The organism is Marseilla massiliensis, assembly GCF_023336985.1.
Lineage (GTDB): Bacteria > Bacteroidota > Bacteroidia > Bacteroidales > Bacteroidaceae > Prevotella > Prevotella intestinigallinarum.
In genome coordinates, this window is the sequence record NZ_JAMBLP010000011.1 from 13969 (window position 1) to 39748 (window position 25780).

The following is a 25780-nucleotide window of genomic DNA, read 5'->3' on the forward strand; positions in this document are numbered from 1 at the left end:
CTTTTACAATGAAAACGAATAAGAGAAAACACTTAATGGAAGGTATGGCGGTGCTTGCCGTAAGCATCGTTACGGCCTTCGGCATGTGGTCGTGCTCCGACGACGACACCATCAGTGCGGCACTCACAGAGCCTCTGTCGTTTGTCAGCGACAGCATTGCTGTCGACTATACGGCGGGCTCGGCCACGGCTGTGGTCGAGAGCGACGGCAGTCATTACCGCATAGAACATTCGGACAACGGTGTCATCACCGCAGTGAGAGCCGTGAGCGGAGGCAGCCGGGAGGGCGGAAGGCGGTTTGACAAAGTGAGGATTGAGTATGCCGAGAATGCCTCTGACGAGGCGAGGCAGGCCACACTGGCACTCATCGGGGCCGACGGCAAAGCCAAAAGTTCCCTCACCCTAACCCAGAAACCTAAGTATGAGACTGTAGATGTGACCACCGACATAAGCATCACCCACCAACACGTGACCGGATTCGGAGGCATGTACAACCCGTCGATATGGGTAGCTCCCGCCGACCGCATTTCGGCCGGCGAGCTGGAGCGCATGTACTCGCCGTCGGGCCTGGGCTACAACATCCTCAGGCTAATGATTTACCCCGACGAGAACAGATGGGCCGACGATGTCGACGGCGCAAGGCGGGCACAGGCCCTCGGCGCCATCATTTTCGCCTGCCCGTGGGACTGCGGCGACGAGCGGGCCGACAAGGTGACCGTCAACGGCAAGTCGCTCAAGCACCTACGAGCCGACAAGTATGCCGACTATGCTGACCACCTGGTAAGCTACGTCGACTTCATGCGGCAAAACGGGGTCGGCATATACGCCATTTCGGTGCAAAACGAGCCCGACATGGACTTCACCTATTGGTCGCCTGCCGAGATTGTCGACTTCACAAAGCGCTTCGGCCAGAAGATAAGGGCCGCAGGCACAAGACTGATGGGCCCGGAGTCGTGCGGATACAACCCCGACTATACCGATGCCGTGCTGACCGACGCCGAAGCCATGGCACAGACCGACATCTTGGCCGGCCATTTATACCAGGGATTCTTAGACACCACGCAGCCCTACACTGCCCAACGGCGCAAATATGTGTGCGGACTGTACGACAATCACCTCAAGGCAGCTGGAAAGACGTGGTGGATGACGGAGCACCTTTTCAACGACGGGCAGAACAAGGACAACGCCGACAACTACCTCGAGTTCCAGAAGTGGACATACAGCCTCAACCATCTGGCTCTGGAGATGCACCATTGTATGGAAGGCAACTGCTCGGCTTATGTATATTGGTACCTGAAACGGTTCTACGGCATGATTGGCGACAACGACCCGGAGCGCAACACCACGCCAGAGGGCGAGCCCACCAAAAACGGCTACATCATGGCTCACTACGCCAAATATGCCAAGGGTATGGACCGCATTGAGGCCTCTGCGGCGGCCCCCGACCTTCTGGTCACGGCCTACGCCAACGCCTCGCGCACTGAAATGACACTCGTGGCCATCAATATGGGCGATGGTTTCAGGTGCCTGAGCATACAACTGCCATCGGCCGAAGCCACGGCCGAGGCTGTTGAGACCAACGATACTGTCGACATGGCCGATGCCCACGCGCAAGTGAAAGGTGGCAAGGCTCTGGTGCGCATGTCGGGCAAGGGCATCGTGTCTGTACGGATAAAAATGTAATTTCTACAGGGCATCGCTACACCACAGGTGGCGTTTGCCTGATATATTGCCGCCCTCCCGCCTGCCTCACTGGCAGGCGGGAGGATGGCTTTTGCCAAAAGATGGCAGCCCGCCACTGCGCCACCGCGCCATGTGCCCACACCTGTGCACCGACAGGAGGCAGGCAGAAGTTTGTTGGCAAAGCTGCGGTTTCTCAAGTATTTAGGTTATATTTGCATGTCATAAGCTGCCTGCGGGCCGTTGCGGGAACCACTACCAGCCACTCGCCCGCCGCCAAAGAGACACCATGACAGGCAATACAAATAAAGACGCTAAACATGAAAAAAAACTTACTGGCATTCATCGCCATGACCTTATGCGCCTGCACATGGGCTGGCGAGCTCAGGCTATGGTACTCGCAGCCTGCCCGGGCATGGACTGAGGCCCTGCCCATAGGCAACTCCCGCCTCGGCGCCATGGTATTCGGCGGCACCGAGAAGGAGGAACTGCAACTAAACGAAGAGACTTTCTGGGCCGGCTCGCCTTACAACAACGACAACCCCAACGCACTCTACGTGCTGCCGGCTATAAGGAAACTTGTGTTCTCCGGCAAGAACAACGAGGCCCAGAGACTTGTCGACGCCAACTTCCAGACTGGGAAGAACGGCATGAGCTACCTCACCATGGGCAGCGTCTTCATGACATTTCCCGGCCACGGCAACGCCTCACGCTACCGAAGGGACCTCGACATAGGCAGGGCCGTGTCAACCACCACCTACGAGGTGGCAGGAGTGAGCTACACTCGCACAGCCTTTGCTTCGTTGGCCGACAATGTGATAATAATGAACATCAGGGCCGGAAAGGACAAGGCGCTGAACTTCACCATCGGATACGACGCCCCGCTGCGCCATGAAGTGCGGGCCGAAGGCGAAAAGTTGCACATAACATGCCACGGGCGCGACCAGAAGGGCGTGAAGGGATGCCTGAGGGCTGCCTGCCTTATAGGCGTAAAGACCGACGGTCAGACCGATGGCTGCGGCGAGACGCTGAGCGTGAGCCACGCCACTACGGCCACGATATACATTTCGGCCACCACCAACTATGTGAGCTATCGAGACACGAGCGCCGACGAGCGTGCCAAGGCAGCCCTATACCTCGACAAGGCCATGCAAACGAGATATGACGAGGCCGTTAGGCGGCACGTGGCGCGATACAGGTCGATGTTCGACAGGGTGAGCCTCGACCTGCCAGGCTCTGCGGCCTCGCTCGCCGAGACACCGAGGCGGCTTGCCAACTACGCCGATGGGAATGACGAAGACTTGGCCGCGCTGCTCTTCCAATACGGGCGTTACCTGCTCATATCATCGTCGCTGCCTGGCGGCCAGCCCGCCACGCTTCAGGGTATATGGAACAACAGCGTGGCAGCGCCTTGGGACAGCAAGTACACTATAAACATTAACACCGAGATGAACTACTGGCCCGCAGAGGTGACCAACCTCAGCGAGTGCCACGAGCCTTTGTTCGACATGCTCAAAGACCTGTCTGTCACCGGGGCGCAGACCGCCCGCACCATGTATGGCTGCCGCGGGTGGACGGCCCATCACAACACCGACCTGTGGCGCATAGCGGGCTTGGTAGACTTCGCCGCGGCAGGCATGTGGCCAAGCGGTGGGGCCTGGCTGGCACAGCACCTGTGGCAGCACTATCTGTTCACGGCCGACACTGGTTTCCTGCGCAAATATTACCCCGTGCTGAGGGGCACGGCACTGTTTTTCCTCGACTTCCTCACAGAGCACCCCTACGGTCGGCATCTTGTGGTGGCACCGTCTATATCGCCTGAGCACGGCCCCGTGACTGCCGGATGTACAATGGACAACCAGATTGTATTCGACGCACTCGGCAACACCCTGCTTGCGGCTGGCATAGTGGGCGAACGGCAGTCGCTGAAAGACTCGCTCAGGCTGGCCATGGGCAAGTTGCCGCCAATGCGCATCGGACGGAACAACCAGTTGCAAGAGTGGTTGGACGACATTGACGACCCGGACGACAAGCACCGGCATATATCCCATCTCTACGGGCTCTACCCCAGCAACCAAATTTCGCCACGGCTCAACCCACTGCTGTTCGAGGCGGCAAAGACGACACTCGGGCAACGCGGCGACCAAGCCACGGGATGGAGCATTGGCTGGAAGATAAACTTCTGGGCGCGCATGCTCGACGGGGAGCATGCCTACCGCATAATAAGCAACATGCTCCGGCTGCTGCCATCCGACAAAGAGGCTGCCGACCATCCCGACGGACGCACATACCCCAACCTTTTCGACGCTCATCCGCCATTCCAAATCGACGGCAATTTCGGATTCACAGCAGGGGTGGCCGAGATGCTTGTGCAGAGCCACGACGGGGCGGTGCAACTGTTGCCGGCCCTGCCTCGGGCATGGGACAAGGGCAGCGTCAGGGGGCTAAAGGCCCGGGGCGGTTTCGAGGTGAGCATGGCGTGGTACGGAGGCAAGCTGGCATCGGCAAAAATAACATCGGCCAGGGGTGGAACGCTGCGCCTGCGCTCATACGTGCCACTGAAAGGCAAGGGCCTGAGGCCCGCCAATGGGCCCTGCCCCAACCCTTTCCTCGCCCCGGCTGCCATCGCCACGCCTGAGGTCTCAGCCATGGCAACACCGAGCATGCCTTCGCTGACAAAAGTCTACGAGTATGACATTGACACCGCGGCAGGCCGTTCTTACGTTGTTAGACGCAAGGCAGAGGCCCGCCAATGACGACATTACATGCAACAACACGCAACATCAACAGACATATACCAATATGAAAAGAACAAGAATGCTTATTATCGCTGCCTTGATGTCGCTCGCGGCAAGCGCGCAAGGAGTAAATGAAAGCCGTATCGTGACCGACACCATACAGAGCAAAGTGCTCGGCGTGAAGCGTGCGTATACCGTATTGCTGCCCAAAGGCTTCGACTCCGGAGACACAAGGCGCTACCCCGTGCTCTACCTCCTTCACGGGATGTGGGGCAAAAACGACGACTGGGTGTCACAGGGGCGGCTGAAGGATGTGGTCGACAGGCTCGTGGCCAGCGGCGAGGCCAGACCGATGGTCATCGTTACACCCGACGCCGGTGGCGGCGACCCTAACGTCTACCAGAACGGATACTTCGACATGGATGGCTGGAAGTACGAGACGTTCTTCTTCACCGAGCTCGTGCCATTCATCGAAAAGCAATTCCGCACAGGCGGAAGCAAGGCCAACCGCGCCATTGCCGGTCTGTCAATGGGTGGCGGCGGCGCCACGGCATATGGACTCAGGCACCCCGACATGTTCTGCGCCGTATATGCCATGAGCGCCTTGATGGACATACCCGATGGCCGGGAGACCGATGCAGAAAAGCCCGACGGAAAGCTGGCCAAGCTCACGAGGTCGGTCATCGACCATAGCTGCGTGCGGTTCGTGGCAGAGGCCGACAGCCAGTCCAGAGAAAGGCTTCGCTCCGTGCAGTGGTTTGTCGACTGCGGCGACGACGATTTTCTGCTCGACCGCAACATCGACTTCACCCGGGCCATGCGCCATGCCGCCATCCCCTGCCAGTTCAGGGTTAGGGACGGCGTGCACGACTGGGAGTATTGGCACACCGCCCTTTACCTCTGCCTGCCTTTCGTAAGCCGCAATTTCTCTGCCCAATAAACACCCAACCCTATCCATACAGAAAAAATGAGACACATATTTTCGCTTTCCGTGGCGGCACTGTCGGCCGCCACGGCATTGGGCCAAAGCCCTATCATACAGACAAAGTATACGGCCGACCCCGCCCCACTGGTAGCCAACGACACCATCTACCTTTACACCACCCACGACGAGGACGACGCCGAGGGCTTCAAGATGAAAGACTGGCTGCTGTACACGTCGACCGACATGGTGAACTGGACAGACCACGGGGCCGTGGCATCGCTCAACGACTTCGCCTGGGCTAAGCACGACAATGGGGCGTGGGCCGAACAGGTGGTGTACAGAAACGGAAAATACTACATGTACTGCCCCATCCACGGAAACGGCATTGGCGTTCTCGTGGCAGATTCGCCATACGGACCATTCAAAGACCCGCTGGGCAAGCCTCTCGTATGGCAGCGTGAGCACTGGGACGACATAGACCCCACGGTGATGATCGACGACGACGGGCAGGCTTACATGTACTGGGGAAACCCCAACGTCTACTACGTGAAACTGAACAAAGACATGATTTCTTACTCTGGAAACATTGTCAAGCTCGACAAGAGGCCCGAACACTACCAGGAAGGGCCGTGGGTGTACAAGCGGCAAGGGCAATACTACATGGCCTTCGCCTCTACATGCTGCCCCGAGGGCATCGGCTACGCCATGAGCGACAGCCCCACCGGGCCGTGGCAGACACGAGGCTACATAATGCGGCCCACCGACAAGTCGAGGGGAAACCATCCGGGCATTATCGACTACAAGGGTTCGTCGTATGTCTTCGGGCTTAACTACGAGCTGCTGCATCTGGAGACCATGGAGCACAAAGAGCGCCGCTCGGTGGCTGTGGCCAAGATGCACTACAACGCCGACGGCACCATCGAGGAGGTGCCTTACTGGCTTGACACAAGGCTTGAGCAGGTGGGAACATTCAATCCTTACCGCCGTGTGGAGGCCGAGACCATGGCCTGGGGATACGGACTGAAGACCAAGCCCTGCGTAACGGGCGGAATTGTTGTCACCGACATTGACGACGGTGAGACGCTGTGCCTGCGTGGCGTTGACTTCGGGCCAAAGGGGGCAAGGAAACTCACAGCCACTGTGATGGGCAAAGACCAAACGGCAAAGGTGGAAATACGTCTCGACAGTGCCGAAGGGCCGCTGGCCGGCACGTTAAACGTAGGTGAGGCCGGCACAAGGCCCGGTTTCGCCCGAGTGTCTTGCAAGGTTAAGGGCGCCAAGGGGGTGCATGACCTGTATTTCCGCTTCAAGGGCGACAAGGTGAAAGACCTGTTTGACTGGGATTTCTGGATTCTGAAATAACGGTTTACGTGCACCTGGCCGTGGTGAATAGTGGGCTTTGCCACGGTCGGGCCTCATGGTTCAGAGGGTCAAAGCTAAGGCCACACGGGCAGACAGCTCCATGGCTAACAACAAAAGGCTCCCGGTTCACGCTTAAACCGGGAGCCTTTGTTTTTCTGGATGGGCCACAATAGGAGAGTCTTGCGGCAATGCCCGCTGCCAACAGGCACGTGGGTTATGCATCTGCAAGGCAATGCCGCACAGCCGACAGGCACGAGGGCGAAGCCGCCACAAGACGCCGCCACAACAGTCACGGGCCGCCGGCCCGAACGCCACTCACACCGGCATGCCACCGCCCAGCCGCGAGTCGGTGTCGAAATCCTTGGCCAGGCCACCCTCACTGGTCTCCTTGTAAAGCGAGGGTATGTCGTGGCCTGTTTGCTTCATCACGTTGATTACCTTGTCAAACGAAACCCTGTGCGTGCCATCGGAAAACGAAGCATACAGGTTTGCGTCAAGGGCGCGGGTGGCAGCAAACGCGTTCCGCTCTATGCACGGTATCTGCACAAGCCCGCAAACAGGGTCGCACGTCATGCCAAGGTGGTGCTCAAGCCCCATCTCGGCGGCATATTCAATTTGCGAAGGGCTGCCCCCGAACAGCTGGCAGGCCGCAGCCGAAGCCATGGCACAGGCAACCCCCACCTCACCTTGGCATCCCACGTCGGCGCCAGAGATCGAAGCGTTGTGCTTGACGATGTTGCCTATAAGCCCGGCCGTGGCTATTGCGTGCAGTATGCGGCGGTCTGAGAAGGCGTGACCCTTGTAGACATGGTACAGCACGGCAGGCAACACCCCGCAGGCCCCGCATGTCGGTGCCGTAACTATGGTGCCTCCCGAGGCGTTCTCCTCGCTGACGGCCAACGCGTACGAATAAACCAGCCCTCGGGTCTGCAGCGACTGCTTGTAGCCGGAGGCCTTCACATAGTATATGGGGGCCTTGCGCATGAGGTTGAGCGGGCCCGGCAGCCGGCCTTCATTGTTGATGCCTCGCTCCACGGCGGCCTGCATAGTCTCCCAAACCTGCTGCAGGTAGTCCCAGATGGAACTGTCTTCGCACATGTCAACATACTCCCAGTAGCTGCGCCCGGTGCTGTTGCACCACTCCATTATCTCTGTCATGGTGTTCATGCCATACACCTCTGGGGTGTCGAATATGCCGCCCTGCGCGGTGCCCTCCGACAGAGCCCCGCCACCAATGCTGTAAACAGTCCACTCATCGAGCGTGTGCCCCTCGGCGTCGCGGGCCTCAAACTTCATGCCGTTAGGGTGGTATGGCAGGAACACCGACGGTTCCCACAGTATGTCGACAGGGGCCAACGGCTCCAGCACATCGCGTATGGCCACGTCGGTCATGTGCCCCCTTCCTGTTGCGGCGAGGCTGCCATATAGCGTTACTACAAACAACGACACGCCGTTGTTGCGTGATGCAAATATCTGAGCGGCCTTCTGCGGCCCCATTGTGTGGCTGCTCGACGGCCCTTTGCCTATTCTGTATATTTCCTTAAGCGATTTCATACCAAATAAGAGTTACATTGCCATTGCCTCGTGCATGGCATTACATCGTGACAAAGTTAATCAAAATATGTGAGATAACGGCATTGGCAGACCATAATTGCGTCTTATCGACCGATAACAATGGGGGCGGCGGGCCTCAAGGGCAAGCAGCGCCCGGGGTCAACGCAATCCGGTCGGCATTGTTTCGCCGCAGGCACACCACCCCACCCCAGGCACAGGCAACAGCCCGGCAGGCGTCAGTGCCCGCGCTTCCGGCCCACACTGGCACCCGGGAACAACGGAATAGGCCGGGCTGCCAACGCCCTATTCGGCATAAATACCAATCTTGTGGCAATAATATTATGGCGTTCGCCATTCTTTTTGTATTTTTGCATCGGGCCACCGGGGGCGCCAAGCAAAGGCCGCACAGCCGATTACGCCCCCACGGTGGCTGAAGCAACAAAACGACAGAGCGCTTATGAACAACAAAGCCATCCACAGATGCGCCACGCTGCTGCTGTCGCTGCTTACAGCAGTGGCATGCACATCGCCACCGTCGGCACACAGGGAGAACGGCTGGTACGGTATATACGACGGCCGGAAAGACAGCATTGCCCTCAGGCCGGTGGCCACCGTGAAAGAGTTTGTTGGCCTGCGGCTTTACCGCGACCACTTAGGCAGAAGCGTGATAGCAGGCCGCGTCGGCGGCAACAGGCTGCAGGCATGGGCCGACTCTACCAGCGCGCTCTCGGGCAGGCGCATGGGATTTGTGTTCAACGACACCGTCGTAGCCGCCCCTCGCATCTACATGGGGCTCGAAAGCGGCCAGTTCTTGATATCTGGGCCCGACGGCTACGACATGAGCCGCTTGTACAAGAGCATGCTGAAAGAAAAGAAAGACTCGCTTGACGCATTGTTTTCTGCCAACGGCTGGCTCATCGACACGCTGCGCTTCAGCAGGCTAACGCCCGGCGAGCAAGACTCGCTGGCAAACATGCTCGACTATTCTGACGCCTGCCGATTGGTGGAAGGCTTTTGACAACGACAACAAACAGACATCAATATGAAACCGAAACTATTGGCATTGGCCCTGTTGATACTTGCCACCCTATCGCTGCGGGCCCAGGACAACGGGCGATACATCGAGGTGACGGGCACGTCGGAAATAGAGGTTGTGCCCGACAAGATTCACTATCTGATAGAAATTCGCGAATACTTCGAAGAGGAGTTCGACGGCAAGTCGAAGCCCGAAGAATACAGCACCAAGGTTGCCCTGTCCACAATAGAGCAGGGGCTGCGCAAGGCACTGGCCGAAGCCGGGGTCGGCCCCAATGCCATAAGGACGCAAGAGATAGGCGACTACTGGCGGCAGCAGGGGCTCGACTTCCTGGTGTCAAAGAAGTTTGACGTCACCCTGACCGACTTCAACCAGATAAACGACATCGTGAAGCGCATAGACACCAAGGGCATACAATCGATGCGCATAGGCGAGCTGGAAAACAACGACATGGCTGCCTACCACCGCAAGGGAAAGACAGAGGCCCTGAAGGCCGCGCAGCGCAAGGCCGCCTACCTGGTTGAGGCCATGGGCAAGAAACTTGGCGGCGTGATACGCATAGTGGAAGAAGACAACCCGGGCGCCATGCCGTTTGCGCAAAGCAACGTGTTGTCGTCGAACGCGGCCTCGTTCGACTTCTTCCGCACCATAAAGAACAGGTATTCAATAGTTGCCCGCTTTGAAATAACCGACTGAAGGCCGTGACAGGTGGCTGCGGCCAGAGTGGGTTACGCCAACTCCATTGTCAGCAACGCCCGGCAGCATGGCGGGCATCGCTGTGTCTGACACCCTCGCCACCGTAAGGCAGCAGGCGTGAAGAGCAACGGGAATATGCCACAACAGCCGCCTGAAGTATGCCGCCTTATAGTCTGAAACCTGCAAATTAAGTAGGTGATCAAAATCAGTTGCCATCAAATTGTGCGCTCTTTCGGAGATGCATGCCAAAGTCCGAAGAGGGAGCGTAGCGGGCTACGCGACCGATGAGACTTTGGTATGCGGCCCGAAAGAGCACACAAGATGGTGGCAAAGACATAGAGGACACCTGCAAGGTCTATTGTATCGGTTAATTTTGAACAGCTACTTATGTATAAAAAGCCTGCCAACAGCATCCGCCATGAAGAGATGGCGACCGCCGGCGATACGCCCCGACAGCCCTACATGGACGAGCTGCGCCAAGTGGCCGAGGCCCGCACCATACCCGCGAAAACCATCCTGCTGCGCGAAGGCCGCGTGGCCCACACGCTGTATCTCATCAGGAAGGGGTGCCTGCGCCTGTTCTTCTACAAAGACGGGCGCGACATCACATTCCAGTTTTTCTTTGAAGGCGACTTCGTGTCCTCTTTCGAAAGCATGCACCAGCAACGCCCCAGCCTGTTCTACCTTGAAAGCATTGAGCCGACCGAAGCGTATGCCATAAGGAAAGACGACTTCTACGCCCTCATTGAGCGCACGCCCGGACTGCGCACCGCCTACGAAGAGAAGCTGATAGAGCGGTTTCACGCTTACCAGCAGCTGTTTCTATCGCGCATAAAGAACACGCCTCAACAACGCTACGAGGAACTGCTGGCCACGCGCCCCGACATCGTGAGGCGCGTGCCGCAGCACTACATTGCGTCGTACCTTGGCATAACGCCCGTGTCGCTATCGAGGATAAGAAACAGAATCTGAGGCCCGTTTCTTTACAATTGTTATCGTCTGTGACGGTCGTTATTGCGACCTTTGCATAAGATAAGCTGCACTCGGCAATCAGTGAGCAAGCTCCCATTGCCCTCGCTTGCATTATCTTTGCATAAGATAAGCTGCACTCGGCAATCAGTGAGCAAGCTCCCATTGCCCTCGCTTGCATTATGTTTTCACCAAATAAACCACATGACGATGAAAAAATCACTGGCAACAGACTGGGCCTTGGTGCCCACCTTTGTGCTTACCACTGCCACGGGTATGGCTCTACACGCCGCCGCACACACCGGCAACCACGACTGCTGGCACGACATGGCAGTCTGCCATGTGGTTGCCTCGGCGGCCTTCACTGCAGCCGTGGCAGCCCATATATGGTTTCACCGGCGATGGTACAGGCGGATAATGGCCCATGGGGCCAACAGGCGAACCCTGCCCACGGCCGTTGTCACGGCAATGTTTGCCGCCACCGCCCTGTCGGGACTGGCCCTGCTTGGCATCGACGGGCCCGGCACCCACGCCGGACTGTGGCACTATGGGGCCGGACTGGCGGCGAGCGTGGCCGTTGCCTGCCATGCCGCAAGGCGTATGGGCACGCTCATCAAGGCATCCGGCAGTAAGCGCCGACCGTGACGCCACTGCCTTGCCACGGAGAGGCCCGCCGCTGATAAGGCAATATCAGCGACGGGGCCGACGGCATGCAACATTAACCAAGCCGTGGCCCGGACGGGCCATTGGCTCACAAAAGTGCAGGCGGAACAGGCCGTTAGCATAATTGACCGGCATCAAAGCCCGACATTCGGAAAAAATTTGTATCTTTGCACCACTAAAACCCTATTCTTATGCAATCGTTACCGCTACTGACTTTCATCACACGCAAAGCATCATTGCCACAGCTCGCCGCACGGACCGCGATGCTGCTGGCATCGCTGGCCGCCCTCGCAGGCATGGCCACGGCACGGGCCGCCACCACATTCACAGAGAAAGAGACATGGGTGAACAACGGCAACCGCCGCATCTACGGCATCACGGCCACACCCGTGGGCCACGCCGGGCGCCGCCCCGTGGCCATCATAGCCCACGGCTTCAACGGCAGCCACAGTTCGGGACGGGCGTATTTCGCCACGCTCTGCGCCATGGGCTACAAGTGCTACGCCTTCGACTTCCCCTGTGGGTCGGCCCGAAGCCGCAGCGACGCCAACACGATGAACATGTCGGTGGCCGACGAGGCAGCCGACCTCAGTGCCATCGTGGCCCACATGCGCACGCTGCCCGATGTCGACACTACCGGCATCGTGATTATCGGCGAGAGCCAGGGCGGACTGGCTGCCGTCATGGCGGCCGCCGGGCTGCGGTCGCAGTTGAGCCGCCTCGTGCTGGTTTATCCCGCACTGTGCATACCCGACAACTGGAACGAGGCTTACAAGAGCGAGGCCGACATACCCGACACCACCCGCGTGTGGGGTGTGCCGCTGGGCCGCCGCTTCTTCAAAGAGGCAAGGGCCATCGACGTTGGCGCCGCCATGGCCGGATATGGCGGCCCGGTGCTGATAGTGCATGGCGACAAAGACAACGTGGTGCCGCTGGAATACTCGCGCCGGGCTGCCAAGGCCTATGCCGACGCCAGCCTGCACGTGGTGTTCGGCGCGGGCCACGGCTTTGACAAAACGCAGCAGGCCGAGGCCATGGGCAGGATAAAGACCTTTCTGACGCCGCCCGACTCTGCCTTCGACTGCCCGCCGCAAGAAGCCCGCCCGCTGATGATATGGCAGTGGATGGACGGCATTGTGACGGCCGAGGGCATCACTGCCGACCTTGAAGCCTACCGCAGCGCGGGCATAGGTGGCGTGCAGCAGTTCATGGTAGGGGGGCCCATGCAGGTGGCCGCGCGCGACACGGCCAACGCCATCGGCACCGACAACTGGCGCAGGCTGATGCGCCACGCCATCAGCGAGTGCCGCAGGCTCGGCCTGACGTTTGGCACCCACAACTGCCCGGGGTGGTCGTCGAGCGCCTATCCCACGGTGACGCCTGAGTATTCCATGCAGAAACTGGTATGGACCGACACCGTGGTGACCATCGGCCGCCACGCCAGGCCAATCGAGCTGCGCCGGCCTGCCACCGACCCGAGATATGATTTCTACCGCGACATTGCCGTGCTGGCCATGCCCGCCGACACCATTGCCGGCCCTGCCGACGTGATTGACATCAGCGCCACGTTCGACGCGGCCACGTCGCAGGCCAGGCCGGAGCTGGCCAAGGGTACATGGCGGCTGATGCGCTTCGGCCACACCACCAACGGAAAGACCAACGAAGCCACTGCCCCCTACGGCGGCCTCGGGCTTGAATGCGACAAGATGAGCCGCGAAGCCGTGCGCCGCTATTGGGAGAGCTACCCCGAAATGCTGCTCGACATTGCCGGCGACGACGCCGGGCAAACCTTCTGCCGGCTGGAGATAGACAGCTACGAGGCCGGCGGACAAGACTGGACGCCACTGATGCCAGGCGAGTTCAAGGCCCGAACGGGCTACGACCTGTTGCCATGGCTGCCGGTAATGGCAGGCCATAACGTGGGCGACGCCGGGCAGTCGAAGCGCTTCTACACCGACTTCCAAAAGGTGGTGATGACCCTCTTTGCCGAAAACTACTATGGCTACATGGCCGAGCTGGCCCACCAAAGCGGCGGCATCAGGCTGCTCTACCAGCCCTACGGCACGGGCAGGGCCAAGCCTTTCAGTCCCATAAGCACCGAAGCCATCACCCGCCAACTGCCCGACGACTGCTTCTGCACCGAGTTTTGGCTCAAGCCCGAGAAATGGGGGTGGCCCAGCGTGCCGCGCCACACTGCCATAGCCCACGCCAACGGGCTGCGGCGGGTGTATGCCGAGGGGTTTACGGCGTGGGCCCCGGCCGCCTGGCGTGAAAGCCCCGAAGACATGAAGCGCATGGCCGACAGGGCGTTTTGCCTCGGGGTGAACGCCCTGATGATTCACGCCGGCGCCCAAAACCCGTGGCCCGGCGCCGTGCCGGGCATGACTTTCGGCAAGTGGGGGGCATGGTGCACACCGGGGCAGACGTGGTGGCGCAGCGGGGCGGCCCGACTGCTCTTCGACTATCTTGCCCGCTGCCAGGCGCTGCTGCAACGCGGCCGCCACGCCGACGACTACAGGAGCAGGCACCCGTCGCTGCGGGCCGATGCCGGCAGCCTGCAGTGGACTCACCGCCGCGACGGGGCTACCGACATTTACTTCATAGCCAACACACTCGACTCGGCCTTTTCGGCCACCATCAGCATTGCGTCGGCAGGACGCACGCCCGAGATATGGCACCCGGACACCGGCACCAGACACACAGCCATGGCGTGGAGCGACAACGGCAGTGGCACTACGGTGAAGATAGACTTCGACGAGCACGAGGCCCTGTTCATCGTCTTGCGCCGAACGGCCACGGCCCTGCCTGCCGCACACAACACGCACAGACGGCATGAGGCCGACACCCTGGCCGTAGGCGGAGGCTGGACGCTGCGCTTTGCCGAGGGATGGGGCGCCCCGGCCGAGGTCAGGCTGGACAGCCTGATGCCGTGGAACGAGCACCCCGACGCAGGCGTACGCTATTTCTCGGGCTCTGCCACATACACCAAGACCGTCGACATAGGGCGCAAAGACCGCAGGGCGCGCTACGTGCTCTGCCTGGGCGACGTGAAGCACACGGCACGCGTGTCGGTCAACGGGCGCGAGTGTGCCCACCTGTGGAAGAAGCCCTACCGCTGCGACATCACCGACTTCATTGACGGCGGTGACAATGAGGTGGAGATAGAGGTGACCAACCTGTGGCCCAACCGGATGATCGGCGACGAGCAGCTGCCCGACGACATGGAGTGGAGCGAACCCATACGCTACTCATACGCACCGGGCAACCCCGTCATCGGGCGGCAGATGAAGAGCGTGCCCGAATGGCTGGCTAAGGGGCTGCCGCGCCCGCAGCAGGGCCGCAAGGCTGTAGTCTCGTTTAAGTTTTTCGAGAAAGACGAACCGCTGCTGCCCTCGGGCCTGCTCGGCCCGGTGACGATAGTGGTGGAACGCTGATGCCGCGCCACCACGGCCACAGCCAAGGCCACGCCCGGCGGCGGCCATGAAAAAACCCGACAAAGGCGGCTCCGCCCCGCGGCCACGGCCTGACGGCCGGGCCATAAGGGCCATACCTGCCTGCAATACGGCACATATCGGAACGCAATACGCCCCGTTTCGCAATGCGAAACGGGGCGTATTGCCAACTACCTGTGCGCCAGGCAGTTGCCTGCGGATGCGGTTTTGCTCGGCGAGTGGCAAAAAATCACTACATCGGCGGGGCACCGGCGGCCTCAGCCCCCTATGCGCGCGCCCATCACGTTGGCCGGGGCGCGGCCCGCATCAAGCTCGGCCTTCATGAAGTCCATGTAGGGGGCAACGTGCGAAAAATACCTTGCATAGCCCTCGCACAGATAGTTGTGGCCGCTGTTGCCGTAGCGGTCGCGCACGAAACGGTTGCGGGGGCACTCGCCGTTGCAGGCAAACAGCCACCTGCACTCGCGGCACTGGCGCGTTAGAGCCGTGTGCTTGCGCAGCCCGAAGTCGCGCAGCCGCTGCCCGTAGGCCATCTCCGTTATGCTTTTGTGGCGCATGTTGCCAAGGCTGTATTGCGGAAACACAAAGTGGTCGCAACAGTACAGCGTGCCGTCGGCCTCCATGGCCGGCGACTGTCCGCACACCCCGGCCAGCGAGCATACGCCCGGAGCCACTCCGGCCCAGTTGGCCAGGGTGGCGTCGAAGAGCTGTACGAACACGCTGCCAACGTCGGCCCTGACCCACTCGTCGAACACCCCGCAGGCAAAGTCGCCCCACCGGGCGGCGTCAACCGACTCGGGCGTGAGTCTGCCGCCCTCTTCCCAGCCGGGCACCGAGAGCGGCGACGCGTCGTCGCGGGTGCGCTCTACCACCGGCGTAAACTGCAGGTAACGGCAGCCTATGGAGCGGAAGAAGCGGTAGAACTCCTGCGGGTGGCCCACGTTGGCGCTGTTGACAGTGGCCATGGCGTTCCATTCCACACCGTGACGGTCGAGCAACTCGATGCCGCGCATCACCCTGTCGAACGTGGGCCCGCGCAAAGCGTCGTGCATCTCGCGCGGCCCGTCGATGCTGATGCCCACAAGGAAGCCCTCATCGCTGAAGAAACGGCACCACTCGTCGGTGAGCAGCGTGCCGTTGGTCTGCAGGCAGTTGTCTATGTGGCGGCCGCCGGCATAGCGCCGTTGCAGCGCCAGCGCCCTGCGGTAAAACGACAGCGGGCGCAGCAGGGGCTCGCCGCCGTGCCACGTGAAGAGCACGTCGGGCGACGTCTGGGCCTCGATGTACTGCCGGGTGAAGCTCTCGAGCATAGCGTCGTCGATGGCCTCACCGCCGCCACCGGCATACAGCGACTGCTTCTCGGTGTAGTAACAGTAGCGGCAATGCAGGTTGCAACGCGGCCCAGCAGGCTTGAGCATGACGTAAAACGGGCGCGCAAAAGGTGATATGGCATTCATTCTCAAAATTCAACGTAAGGTTCGAGCCGCCTGATGGCCTCGGGAGTGAAGTCGCGGCACAGCCTAAGGTCGTCGAGACTCTGCAGCCGTCCGTGCTGGCGGCGGTAGTCTACGATGGCCTTGGCCTGGTAGAAACTGATGTAAGGATGGCGTCGCAGTGAACTCATCGGCAGCGTGTTGAGGTTCATACGCCGCTGATGCGGATCGCTGATGGTGAAATATGGCTTTGCCTCTTCGGGGAAACCATCAATCTCGTCGAGCTGGGCGGTGCTGACATATCCGCCCAGCCGCTCGCCGTAGCGCACAATGGCTCGCGCGAAATAGGCCCCTATGCCCGGCACGCGGCGCAGCTCGGCCGTGTCGGCGGTGTTGAGCACTATGCTCTCGCCGGCCTTCAGCTTGACCGGGTAGCGCAGCGTGTCGCGCCCCAAGGCACTGTCGGCCACGAGCGTGGCGGCAGGCATGAAGTCGGGCGATATGGTAATGTACGGGCGCAAGCGCCTGAACTCGCCCGCAGTGAGCCCGTAGAGCCGCGCAAAGTCGTCGGGACGGCGATACACCCCGCCCCTGGCCCTGTACCTGTATATGGCGCGCACCTGCCACGGCCGCAGCCCCAGGCGCAGCAGGGCGGTGCTGTCGGCAGTGTTGGGGTCGAAGGCAAACAGCTCCGTGCGGCGCTCCTCGACGGGCCCCACATACATGTCGGCGTGGCCACCGGGGCCGCCACCGGGCACACTGGCATACACCGTGTCGGTGACAACGGCCGGGGCGCCGCCACCGCCGCTGCCGCCCAGCCACACCACGAGCGCGGTGCAAACGGCTGCCAAGCCCACCAGGGCCAAGGCCGCACGGCGGTCGGTGCGCTGGTAAAACAGGTCAGGGCGGTGCTTCATGGCTCATGCTTCGGTTTGGCCGGTGCTGCGTCAGAGCAGTCCCAGCTGGTTGAGGAATATCAGCACTATGCATATAGGGCACACATACTTCACGCAGAAGACAAAGAGACGCAGGTAGCGGCCGGGCAACGTGCCCCAGTTGGTAAACTCGTCGCGCACGAGCTTGTGGGGCAGATACCAGCCCACAAGCAGGCAGATGAGTATGCCGCCGAAGGGCATGAGCATCTGGCCGGTGACAAAGTCGCACAGCTCGAACAGCGGGCGGCCAAACAGCGTCAGCCACTCACGGCCTCCGAGCGACAGCGAACAGAACCCTCCGAGCACTATGCCCGTGGCCGTGACTATGGTGGCGGCACGGCGGCGGGTGATGTGGAGCTCCTCGTGGAGGAACGCCGTGCTCACCTCATGGAGCGAGATGAGCGACGTCAGCGCGGCCAGGGTGAGCAGCACGTAGAACAGCACGGCCACCACGTAGCCCAGGACAGGGGCAAAGCCGAAAGCCTCGCGGAACACATTGGGCAGCGTTATGAATATGAGCGACGGGCCGCTGTCGGGCTTTATGCCCACGGAGAAGGCCGCAGGGAATATCATCAGGCCCGAGAGCACAGCCACAAGTATCACTATCACGCCTATCTGCATGGCCGAAGAGCCAAGGCGCGTCTGCCGCCCGAAGTAAGAGGCGTATGTGCACATGCAGCCCATGCCGATGCTTAGCGAATAGAAAGCCTGGCCGAGGGCACTCAGGAACACGCCTCCGGTCACCTTGCTGAAGTCGGGCTTGAACAGAAACTCAATGCCCCTCACCGCCCCGGGCAGCAGGCATGAGGCCACCACCACAATGAGAAGCAGTATGAATAGGGCCGGCATCATCAGCTTCGAGGCCCGTTCTATGCCGTCGCGCACGCCGTGGACTATCACCCAATGGGTGGCCAGGAACACCAGTACCATCCACACAATGGGCCTCACGGGGTCGGTCTCGAAGTCGGCAAAGTAGCGGCTCACCTCAGCAGGGCCCGCCCCGGCAAAGTGACCTGCCGCCGATGCGTAGATGTACTCAAGGCACCAGCCCGACACCACGGCGTAGTAGCCGGTGATGAGCGTGCCGGTTATCACGCCCATGTAGCCCACAAGGGCCAGCGGCGTGCGCCCGCCGAGCATGCGGAAGGCACGCGCCGCGTTTGCCTGGGCGCGCCGCCCGACGATGAACTCGGACACCATGCACGGCATGCCCAGCAAAAGCACGCAACCAATATATACCAACATGAAAGCCGCACCGCCGTTCTCGCCGGCCAGGTAGGGGAAACGCCACACGTTGCCAAGCCCCACCGCCGAGCCCGCCGTGGCGAGGATGACGCCCAGCTTGCTTCCGAATTTAGCTCTTTCTAACTGTGCCATAAAGTTGTTTTGTCATTATTCACAGTGCAAAATTATAAAAAAATCAGTAAATTTGCACCGTAAACGAAAGCAAATATGCAACAGACATATCGATTGATAAGGAAATACCCGCTCACGACGGCATGCGTGGCAGCCATCTGGTATCTGTCTTTCTTCACGCCGCCACACACGGAACTCGACAACGTGAGGTTCATTGACAAGTGGGTTCACGTGGCCATGTACGGCGGAACGTGCCTCATTCTCTGGGCCGAATACCTGCTGCGCAACAAGCACAAGACCATAACCCCACGCGTGGCGGCGGCAGGCTGGGTTGCCCCCGTGGCCATGAGCGGGGCCATCGAACTGCTTCAGGCATACTGCACCGGGGGCCGGCGCAGCGGCGACCTGGCCGACCTGGTGGCAAACGCCATAGGCGTCAGCCTTGCACTGGGCGCAGCACTTCTGCTCGCTCGGCGTCGCTCCAGTCGGTGAAAGGCCGTTTGGTGAGGCTGGAATTGTAAAACCGGCGGTCGCCGGTGACCTCGCGGCCTGCGAACGGCGGCAGGTCGACCTGCTCTGTGGGCGAGGCCAGCTCCACCTCGGCCACGGTCAGCCCGTCGTTGCAGCCGTGGAACTCGTCGACCTCAAACGTATGGCCGCCCCACTCTACAATCCAGCGCGTCTTGTCGATGGCGCCCGGCTCGCAGAGGTCGAAGAGGGCGTTGGCCTCGTCGTCCGTGATTTCCCTCTCAAACTCATAGCGGCTCAGGCCGCCATCGGCCGAAGGGCCCTTTATGGTGAGGTAACCACGGCCGCCGCGCAGGCGCACCCTTACCGTGCGACCGGGCTCGCTGCAGATGTATCCCTGCCGTATGCAACTGCTGCCGCAGGCCAGGCGCTTGTAGCCGTCGCCCGCGACGAGGAACTTGCGCTCTATCTCCACATTGCCGACAGCGCCCATCAGCTCACTATGCCGAACGTGTAGATGATGTACAATATCGCCAGCAGCACCAGCGCGGCGAATATCCAGTTGACCACTCTCTTTGCTTTCTTCTCCTGCTGTGCTTCATAAGCCGCACGGCGAGCCTTTCCTTTGTCGCTCATAATCAGTTGTTTTTAGTTGTCGGTATCATTGTCTTCAGTGCCGGTCAGGCCTCTTCGTTGACGGGGAACTCCATGAGATAGGCCTTGATGAAGCCGTCGATCTTGCCGTCCATCACCCCGTCGACATCGGTGGTCTGGTAGTTTGTGCGATGGTCTTTCACCCTCCGGTCATCAAACACGTAGCTCCTTATCTGGCTTCCCCATTCAATCTTCTTCTTGCCTGCCTCTATCTTGGCCTGTGCCTCGAGGCGTTTCTTCATGGCGCGGTCGTAGAGTTGGGATTTCAAGAGGCGCATGGCGTTGTTCCGGTTCTCCAATTGCTTGCGGCTCTCGGTGTTCTCTATGAGTATCTCTTCTTCCTCGCCGGTGTCGGGGTCGACGTACTGATAGCGCAGTCGCACGCCCGTCTCCACCTTGTTGACGTTCTGTCCGCCGGCCCCTCCGCTCCGGAAGAGGTCCCAGCTGACGCGCGCCGGGTCTACATACACCTCGATGGTGTCGTCGACGAGCGGCGTCACGAACACGCTGGCGAAGCTCGTCATGCGCTTACCCTGCGCGTTGAACGGCGACACGCGCACCAGTCGGTGCACCCCGTTCTCGCTTTTGAGGTAGCCGTAGGCATACTCGCCGCCCTCAATCTCCATGGTAACACTCTTTATTCCGGCCTCGTCGCCATCCTGCAGGTTGCTTATCGTGACCTTGTAGCCATGGGCTTCGGCCCACCTCATGTACATCCTCATGAGCATCTGTGCCCAGTCCTGGCTCTCGGTGCCGCCGGCGCCGCTGTTTATCTTCATCACGCAGTCCATGGGGTCTTCCTTCTGGCGCAGCATGTTCTTGAGCTCGAGGGCCTCTATGGCCTTTATGGCGCGGTCGTAGTCGGCATCGACCTCCTCCTCGGTGACCATGTCGTCCTTGTGGAAGTCGAACGCGAGCTGCAACTCATCGGCGCACGTGCGCACCTCCTTGTAGCCGTCGATCCAGCTCTTTAGGGCCTTGACCTTCTTCATTTGCTCCTCGGCCCGCTTCGGGTCGTCCCAGAAGTCGGGGGCCTGTGTGCGCAGGTCTTCCTCCTCATACTCCATCTGCTTCTTGTCAATGTCAAGGTATCGGTTGAGCGCGTCGGCGCGCTCCATGACGTCTTTCAGTTGTTCTGCGGTAATCATATATATATAATGTTCTTGTAGTTGCAGTGGTGCAGGAGTGCAGGAGTACAGACATTTGCCTCTGATTAACGGAGTTCGGGAGTACTGGAGTACGGACATTTGTCCCAGATTCAGGGAGTGCTGGAGTACAGGAGTACAGACATTTGCCTTTGACTTCACCTTCCGCTGACACCGCGCAGCCCCCTTTTAATTCTTAATTCTTAATTTTCAATCCTTAACTCGCACGGACTTTTGCCTTTGCCTTCGCATCCTGCTGACACCACGCAGCCCATTTTTAATTCATAATTCTTAGCTTTTAACTTTTAATTCTCAATTCCCCTCGTCCTCGTACATTCTGTCAATCTCGGCCTTGTAGTTCTCGTTGATGACCCGGCGCTTCAGTTTCAGGGTGTTGGTGAGCTCGCCACGCTCCATGCTGAAGTGGTGGGGCAGCAGCGTGATGCGCTTCACCTGCTCGTAGTGGGCCAGTTGCTGCTGCAGCGTGTTGATGCGCTCCATCATCATCTGCCTGACCTTGGCGTTGGCGCATAGGTCTTCGCGGCTTTCAAAGGGAATGCCGTTGGCGCGCGCAAACTCCTCGACGAGCCTGTATTCGGGTATGATGAGCGCCGAGACAAACTTGCGCTGGTCGGCTATGATGGCAATCTGGTCGATGAACTTGTCGACGAGCAGCCTCGACTCTATGGCCTGCGGGGCGATGTACTTGCCGTTAGAGGTCTTGAAGAGGTCCTTTATGCGCTCCTTGAGAAAGAGCTCTCCGTCTTTCATGTAGCCCGAGTCGCCCGTGCGGAAATATCCGTCGGGGGTGAAGGCGTCGCGCGTCAGGTCTGGGCGGTTGTAGTATCCGCCCGTTATGGTGGGCCCCTTGAGCAGAATCTCGCCCTCGTCGCTTATCTTCACCTCGAGCCCGTCGATGGGCCGTCCCACCGACCCCACGGTGTAAGGCTCGCCCAGGCGGTCGCACGACACGGTGGCCAGGCTCTCGGTGAGGCCGTAGCCTACAATCATGTTGAGCCCGATGGAATGCACGAACTCCTCGACATGCTCCGACACCGTGGCCCCTGCCGTGGGGAAGATGTTGGGGTGCTCGAGGCCGAGCTCATGGCGCACGAGGCTGAATATGGTGCGGTTGACCATCTCGTACTCAATGCGCAGCTGCAACGGCGGCCTGAGCCCGCGGCTCAGGTATTCGATGTTGTGCTTCCGGCCCACGGCCAGTGCGTTTTTGAACAGCTTGCGCTTTACGGGGTTGGCGCGGTCTATCTGCTCCTGGACGCCCGCATACACTTTCTCCCAAAAGCGCGGCACGGAGCTCATGCTGGTTGGGTGGGTCTCGCGCATGGACTCCTGCACCTCCTGCGGATAAGTGTTGACTATGAGCCTTGCGCCCTGCGACAGGCTCAGCAGCGTCCATCCCTTCTCGAAGATATGGGCGTAGGGCAGGAAGTTCATCACCCGGTCGTCTTCGCCCACGGCCACACAGCGGCCGTTGGCCTCAAGCGCGGCATGATACTGCCCGTGGGTAAGCACCACGCCCTTGCTGTCGCCGGTGGTCCCGCTGGTATATAGGATGTTGGCAACGTCGCCGTATGATGCCTCGGCCCGCCGGCCTTCGACCTCGGCCCGGTGCGGAAGGCCCTGGCCGAGCTTGAGGAAGTCGTCGAAGTAAAGGGCGTTGGGGTCGTGGGTGCTGATGCGCACGGAGCGGTCGAAGATGACTATGCGCTCCATCGTGGGGCAGAGCGCAAACACCCGGTGGGCCTTGTCGTACTGCTCTTGCTCGCCAACGAAGAGCACCCTGACGCGCGCGTCGTTGATCATAAACTGTATCTGCTGCTCGCTGCTCGTGGCATAGAACGGTATAGTGACGGCCCTTACGCCCCACGCGCCGAAGTCGCAATACATGTATTCGACACAGTTCTGAGCGAACACACCCACATTCTCCTGCGCCTCAACGCCGAGGGCCATCAGAGCGTTTGACGCGATGTCGACCGTGCGCGAGAACTCCGCCCACGAGCACGACACCCATTTCTTGCTACCGAACTTCCTGTATATCAAGGCTTCGCGGTCGCCATACTTCTTGGCCTGGTCGTGTATCAACACGGATAAGTGGCTGTTTGTCTGCATAAGTGTTACGGTTATGTTGAGCCCCTCCCGCCATCCCCGAGCGGTTCGGGCGGGCTGCGCCATAGGATTTGGATAATGCAAAAATACTGAAAATATTGTAAACAGCAAAGAAAATCGGTAAAAAAGACGTCTTGGGCGCTGCGCCGAACAGGCCCGGGCGCGCCGCGGCTGCGGCCACAGGGCGCTCAGGCACGCCCCTTGGCGGCGGCTGACGCGGGCTAAAGCAAACCACGGCGACGCCCCGGCATGGGCACACGGCGCAACACGCTGTGGCTCAGGGCATTGCCAAACGGGCCGTTTTGCAATGCGACGGAGGCCGTTTGGGCGTGAGAAACGGGCCGTTTGTCGATGCAAAACGGCCTCGGCAGCAACGCCCGCCTGCCGGGAGACGGCAGCCAGGCCACTGCGGCCGTGGGGCTGAACGCCAAAAATGGGGCCCTTGCCCGCCCGCCGGCGGAGGCCCCATCACCTCTTAATGTACTCTATATGTTTAACTGTTACCCTGTCAGAAAATATCACAAATGATTACATACTATATCATACAATTGGTCGAAAAAGTTATTATTAAGCATCGTCATTTGCATTATGCCTTAGATTTCCATATATCTTGACAAGACAACCGGCAAAGACAGGCCGGCCGGCAAGCCCGCTCTGCTCCCGCCCGCTTTATCTTCAAGCAAGGCAGGCTGCACACGGCAAACGGCGGGCAGGCTTGGGCCAAGCCAGCTTGCGGTGCCTGTAAACATGCCACCACGGCTCACTCGGCCACACAGATGGTGACGCGGTTCTTGTCGTTTTCGGCAAACGGCTGCACGCGCGCGCCCTTGCTGTTGACCTCGATGCGCGATGCCTCGATGCCATGCACCCCGGTGAGGGCCTTGGCCACGGCCTCGGCGCGCTGGCGCGACAGCCGGTCGTTGATGGCGTCGGTGCCGGTGTCGGCGTCGGCATAGCCCGTCACCTTCACCTTGAGCTTCGGGTTTGCCTTGAGGAAGGCAGCCAGCTCAGCGAGCTTTGCACCCTCGGCGTCGGATATGCGGGCCGAGTTGATTAGGAAGAACACGTCGCGGCGCATCGTGGCCGGGGCTTCGGGCTTGGGCGCCGGGGCGGGCTCGGCCTCGCTCACCGGCGGGGCGGGCTGCTCCACAGGCTCGGGCTGGCGCACGGGAGCCTCGGCGACGCGTTTGCGGTGGGTCTTTCCGAGGTTGACCTTTATGCCGGCCATCACGTTGAAGTACCAGTCGGGCTGAGCCGCATCCTTCGAGTTGTACTCGTCGGATGTGATGTTGGCGTTGCCCTCTATGCCTAACGACACGGCATCCGACAGGCGGAAGTCAACGCCAAGGCCCGCACGGCCCATCGGTAGCACCTTGGTGCCGTCCCAGAGATAGGCCAGCCTGTAACCGCGGCGGGCAATGTCGCCAGCCTCGTCGTTGCCGAAGCCGATGTTGACGCCGCCACCCACGAACGCCGTCACGCTGACAAGGCGCGAGGGGTTGAAGCCGCCTATGGCCGACGTGAGGTCGAACACCACGTCGAGGGCCGGCGCCACGTAGTTGTAAGAGTAAGTGACGTTGCGCGACGGCCCGTCGGCGGTGTAGCCGTTGAAGCCGCCCTTGCTCTGCCATGCGCCCACGGCAAGGCGGGCTCCCATCCACGGCAGGAAGCGGTAGCCCACACCCAGCTGGACCGTAGGCGAGACGAGGTCGCCAAAGGGCGCCTCGCCCAGAGTGTACTGCGCCCCGCCATGCGCCTGTATGTAGGCGTGCGGGCAGAACTCTACATCATCCGCTGCATCCTGCTGGGCAGCAGCAGGCAATGCCGATGCCATTGTGGCGGCAATAAAAAGTATACGTCTCTTTTTCATATTCTTTTCTCCTTTCTATATCATTAATGGTAAAAGCCTCACTGCTTCTGCTTTGCCGATGACTGGCGCGTGTATGCACGCTCCATCGAATCGCGCTTGCCGGGCTTGACCACCCCCCTGTCTCCATACTCGGTATTGGTAAGGCAAAGCACCCAACTGCCCAAGTAATTGACCGGCTTGAAGAACATCTTGGTAGAAATCTCGGGCATGTCGCCTTCTGCGGGCTTTATCACTACCCGGCATAATACTTCGTTTTGGTAGTACTCATCAAACTTGATGTACTCTATCCGATAGTCAACCATGGGAACAGACTCCAGCATCTGCCTCACCTGAGCCATCTCTTCGTTGTTCAGCTGTTGCGGCTCGCCCTCAATGTCTTTGTCGTTGCGGTAAAGCATTCCTGCAGCTTCCGAGTATTGCTTGGCCTTAGCAAAGCCGAAAAACCTGTCGACAAGCTGCTTTACAGCAACAGTATCCTTTGATTGTATCGACTGCTCAAACTCAGTCTTTTGCGGCCCCTCAGCCTGCTTTTCCTTCTTTCCGCGACAGCCGCCAAGGGCAAGCACCAATGCCATCACGGCCACGAGCACAGAAATCTTTTGAAGTCTCATATCCTTGTTCACTTGAAAATTCTTTTCTATTCGCTTATCGATTGGTTGAGAAAAGGAGGGCAAGAGCCTTTATTCTGCCCCGCCCTCCTTTACAATATTAACTTGTC

At 60.0% G+C, this 25780-nt stretch carries 20 protein-coding genes; 10 read left to right on the forward strand and 10 right to left on the reverse strand.

What is annotated here, in order from left to right; translation table 11 throughout:
• The first annotated feature begins 8 nt into the window (after positions 1-8).
• The 4 genes from M3089_RS08960 to M3089_RS08975 all read left to right on the forward strand — a co-directional run bounded on the left by M3089_RS08960 (position 9) and on the right by M3089_RS08975 (position 6704).
• Positions 9-1682, forward strand: coding sequence for a hypothetical protein (locus M3089_RS08960; RefSeq protein WP_249083487.1), 1674 nt, complete (start codon positions 9-11; stop codon positions 1680-1682).
• Between the two features lie 317 nt (positions 1683-1999).
• On the forward strand, positions 2000-4435 hold the full coding sequence (locus M3089_RS08965) for a glycoside hydrolase family 95 protein (RefSeq protein WP_249083489.1): 2436 nt from the start codon (positions 2000-2002) through the stop codon (positions 4433-4435).
• A 46-nt stretch (positions 4436-4481) separates the two neighbouring features.
• A complete protein-coding gene (locus M3089_RS08970) occupies positions 4482-5357 on the forward strand; it encodes an alpha/beta hydrolase (protein WP_249083491.1) in 876 nt (291 codons plus the stop codon).
• Positions 5358-5384: 27 nt separating this feature from the next.
• Positions 5385-6704, forward strand: coding sequence for a glycoside hydrolase family 43 protein (locus M3089_RS08975; RefSeq protein WP_249083493.1), 1320 nt, complete (start codon positions 5385-5387; stop codon positions 6702-6704).
• Between the two features lie 315 nt (positions 6705-7019).
• Here the strand turns inward: M3089_RS08975 and M3089_RS08980 are convergent, their stop codons facing one another.
• Positions 7020-8258: an L-serine ammonia-lyase gene (locus tag M3089_RS08980; RefSeq protein WP_205109146.1), complete on the reverse strand. Its 1239-nt coding sequence runs from the start codon at positions 8256-8258 to the stop codon at positions 7020-7022.
• A gap of 457 nt (positions 8259-8715) precedes the next feature.
• Here M3089_RS08980 and M3089_RS08985 point away from each other — a divergent pair, with 457 nt between their 5' ends.
• The 5 genes from M3089_RS08985 (at position 8716) to M3089_RS09005 (ending at position 15056) form a co-directional block, all read left to right on the forward strand.
• Positions 8716-9276 carry a preprotein translocase subunit SecD family protein gene (locus tag M3089_RS08985; RefSeq protein WP_249083495.1) on the forward strand — a complete coding sequence of 187 codons (561 nt, stop codon included), beginning with the start codon at positions 8716-8718 and terminating at the stop codon, positions 9274-9276.
• Positions 9277-9300: 24 nt separating this feature from the next.
• Positions 9301-9990, forward strand: coding sequence for an SIMPL domain-containing protein (locus tag M3089_RS08990; protein ID WP_249083497.1), 690 nt, complete (start codon positions 9301-9303; stop codon positions 9988-9990).
• Between the two features lie 387 nt (positions 9991-10377).
• The gene (locus tag M3089_RS08995) at positions 10378-10962 is read left to right on the forward strand and encodes a Crp/Fnr family transcriptional regulator (protein ID WP_249083499.1); all 585 of its coding nucleotides are present in this window, start codon (positions 10378-10380) and stop codon (positions 10960-10962) included.
• 207 nt (positions 10963-11169) lie between these two features.
• Entirely contained in the window at positions 11170-11604 is a 435-nt protein-coding gene (locus M3089_RS09000) for a DUF4405 domain-containing protein (protein WP_249083501.1), read from the forward strand.
• Between the two features lie 209 nt (positions 11605-11813).
• Positions 11814-15056 (forward strand): alpha/beta fold hydrolase, encoded by a 3243-nt coding sequence (locus M3089_RS09005; protein WP_249083502.1) that lies wholly within the window; start codon positions 11814-11816, stop codon positions 15054-15056.
• 275 nt (positions 15057-15331) lie between these two features.
• Here M3089_RS09005 and M3089_RS09010 read toward each other — a convergent pair whose 3' ends face one another.
• Genes M3089_RS09010 through M3089_RS09020 form a run of 3 tightly spaced genes read right to left on the reverse strand, consistent with a single transcriptional unit; the run spans position 15332 to position 18819 of the window.
• Positions 15332-16531: an anaerobic sulfatase-maturation protein gene (locus tag M3089_RS09010; RefSeq protein ID WP_205110452.1), complete on the reverse strand. Its 1200-nt coding sequence runs from the start codon at positions 16529-16531 to the stop codon at positions 15332-15334.
• A gap of 2 nt (positions 16532-16533) precedes the next feature.
• Complete coding sequence (locus M3089_RS09015; RefSeq protein WP_249083504.1) at positions 16534-17424, reverse strand: ComEA family DNA-binding protein; 891 nt, start codon at positions 17422-17424, stop codon at positions 16534-16536.
• Between the two features lie 30 nt (positions 17425-17454).
• Positions 17455-18819 carry a sodium-dependent transporter gene (locus M3089_RS09020; RefSeq protein ID WP_249083506.1) on the reverse strand — a complete coding sequence of 455 codons (1365 nt, stop codon included), beginning with the start codon at positions 18817-18819 and terminating at the stop codon, positions 17455-17457.
• 75 nt (positions 18820-18894) lie between these two features.
• On the opposite strand from M3089_RS09020, the gene M3089_RS09025 reads away from it, so the two are divergent.
• Complete coding sequence (locus tag M3089_RS09025; RefSeq protein ID WP_205110446.1) at positions 18895-19290, forward strand: VanZ family protein; 396 nt, start codon at positions 18895-18897, stop codon at positions 19288-19290.
• Here M3089_RS09025 and M3089_RS09030 read toward each other — a convergent pair.
• The 6 genes from M3089_RS09030 to M3089_RS09055 form a co-directional block, all read right to left on the reverse strand.
• Complete coding sequence (locus M3089_RS09030) at positions 19235-19759, reverse strand: CYTH domain-containing protein (protein ID WP_249083508.1); 525 nt, start codon at positions 19757-19759, stop codon at positions 19235-19237. The two genes, M3089_RS09025 and M3089_RS09030, sit on opposite strands and share 56 nt — an antisense overlap.
• A complete protein-coding gene (locus tag M3089_RS09035; protein ID WP_249083510.1) occupies positions 19759-19902 on the reverse strand; it encodes a hypothetical protein in 144 nt (47 codons plus the stop codon). Before M3089_RS09035 ends, M3089_RS09030 begins: the two co-directional genes overlap by 1 nt.
• A 44-nt stretch (positions 19903-19946) precedes the next feature.
• On the reverse strand, positions 19947-21068 hold the full coding sequence (gene prfB, locus M3089_RS09040) for a peptide chain release factor 2 (protein ID WP_249083513.1): 1122 nt from the start codon (positions 21066-21068) through the stop codon (positions 19947-19949).
• Positions 21069-21377: 309 nt separating this feature from the next.
• Positions 21378-23195 (reverse strand): AMP-dependent synthetase/ligase, encoded by a 1818-nt coding sequence (locus tag M3089_RS09045; RefSeq protein WP_249083515.1) that lies wholly within the window; start codon positions 23193-23195, stop codon positions 21378-21380.
• A 757-nt stretch (positions 23196-23952) separates the two neighbouring features.
• The gene (locus M3089_RS09050) at positions 23953-25062 is read right to left on the reverse strand and encodes an OmpA family protein (RefSeq protein ID WP_249083517.1); all 1110 of its coding nucleotides are present in this window, start codon (positions 25060-25062) and stop codon (positions 23953-23955) included.
• A 38-nt stretch (positions 25063-25100) separates the two neighbouring features.
• On the reverse strand, positions 25101-25673 hold the full coding sequence (locus tag M3089_RS09055; RefSeq protein WP_249083519.1) for a hypothetical protein: 573 nt from the start codon (positions 25671-25673) through the stop codon (positions 25101-25103).
• Positions 25674-25780 lie beyond the last annotated feature (107 nt).

Bases quoted from the DNA above. Each gene is read 5' to 3' on its own strand.
- M3089_RS09030 (WP_249083508.1), bottom strand. From the start codon at position 19,759: ATGGGCGCTGTCGGCAATGTGGAGATAGAGCGCAAGTTCCTCGTCGCG.
- M3089_RS09055 (WP_249083519.1), bottom strand. From the start codon at position 25,673: ATGAGACTTCAAAAGATTTCTGTGCTCGTGGCCGTGATGGCATTGGTG.
- M3089_RS09020 (WP_249083506.1), bottom strand. From the start codon at position 18,819: ATGGCACAGTTAGAAAGAGCTAAATTCGGAAGCAAGCTGGGCGTCATC.
- M3089_RS09035 (WP_249083510.1), bottom strand. From the start codon at position 19,902: ATGAGCGACAAAGGAAAGGCTCGCCGTGCGGCTTATGAAGCACAGCAG.
- M3089_RS09000 (WP_249083501.1), top strand. From the start codon at position 11,170: ATGAAAAAATCACTGGCAACAGACTGGGCCTTGGTGCCCACCTTTGTG.
- M3089_RS08960 (WP_249083487.1), top strand. From the start codon at position 9: ATGAAAACGAATAAGAGAAAACACTTAATGGAAGGTATGGCGGTGCTT.
- M3089_RS09015 (WP_249083504.1), bottom strand. From the start codon at position 17,424: ATGAAGCACCGCCCTGACCTGTTTTACCAGCGCACCGACCGCCGTGCG.
- M3089_RS09005 (WP_249083502.1), top strand. From the start codon at position 11,814: ATGCAATCGTTACCGCTACTGACTTTCATCACACGCAAAGCATCATTG.
- M3089_RS08985 (WP_249083495.1), top strand. From the start codon at position 8,716: ATGAACAACAAAGCCATCCACAGATGCGCCACGCTGCTGCTGTCGCTG.
- M3089_RS09050 (WP_249083517.1), bottom strand. From the start codon at position 25,062: ATGAAAAAGAGACGTATACTTTTTATTGCCGCCACAATGGCATCGGCA.
- M3089_RS09045 (WP_249083515.1), bottom strand. From the start codon at position 23,195: ATGCAGACAAACAGCCACTTATCCGTGTTGATACACGACCAGGCCAAG.
- M3089_RS08965 (WP_249083489.1), top strand. From the start codon at position 2,000: ATGAAAAAAAACTTACTGGCATTCATCGCCATGACCTTATGCGCCTGC.
- M3089_RS09010 (WP_205110452.1), bottom strand. From the start codon at position 16,531: ATGAATGCCATATCACCTTTTGCGCGCCCGTTTTACGTCATGCTCAAG.
- M3089_RS09025 (WP_205110446.1), top strand. From the start codon at position 18,895: ATGCAACAGACATATCGATTGATAAGGAAATACCCGCTCACGACGGCA.
- M3089_RS08970 (WP_249083491.1), top strand. From the start codon at position 4,482: ATGAAAAGAACAAGAATGCTTATTATCGCTGCCTTGATGTCGCTCGCG.
- M3089_RS08980 (WP_205109146.1), bottom strand. From the start codon at position 8,258: ATGAAATCGCTTAAGGAAATATACAGAATAGGCAAAGGGCCGTCGAGC.
- M3089_RS08975 (WP_249083493.1), top strand. From the start codon at position 5,385: ATGAGACACATATTTTCGCTTTCCGTGGCGGCACTGTCGGCCGCCACG.
- M3089_RS08990 (WP_249083497.1), top strand. From the start codon at position 9,301: ATGAAACCGAAACTATTGGCATTGGCCCTGTTGATACTTGCCACCCTA.
- prfB (WP_249083513.1), bottom strand. From the start codon at position 21,068: ATGATTACCGCAGAACAACTGAAAGACGTCATGGAGCGCGCCGACGCG.
- M3089_RS08995 (WP_249083499.1), top strand. From the start codon at position 10,378: ATGTATAAAAAGCCTGCCAACAGCATCCGCCATGAAGAGATGGCGACC.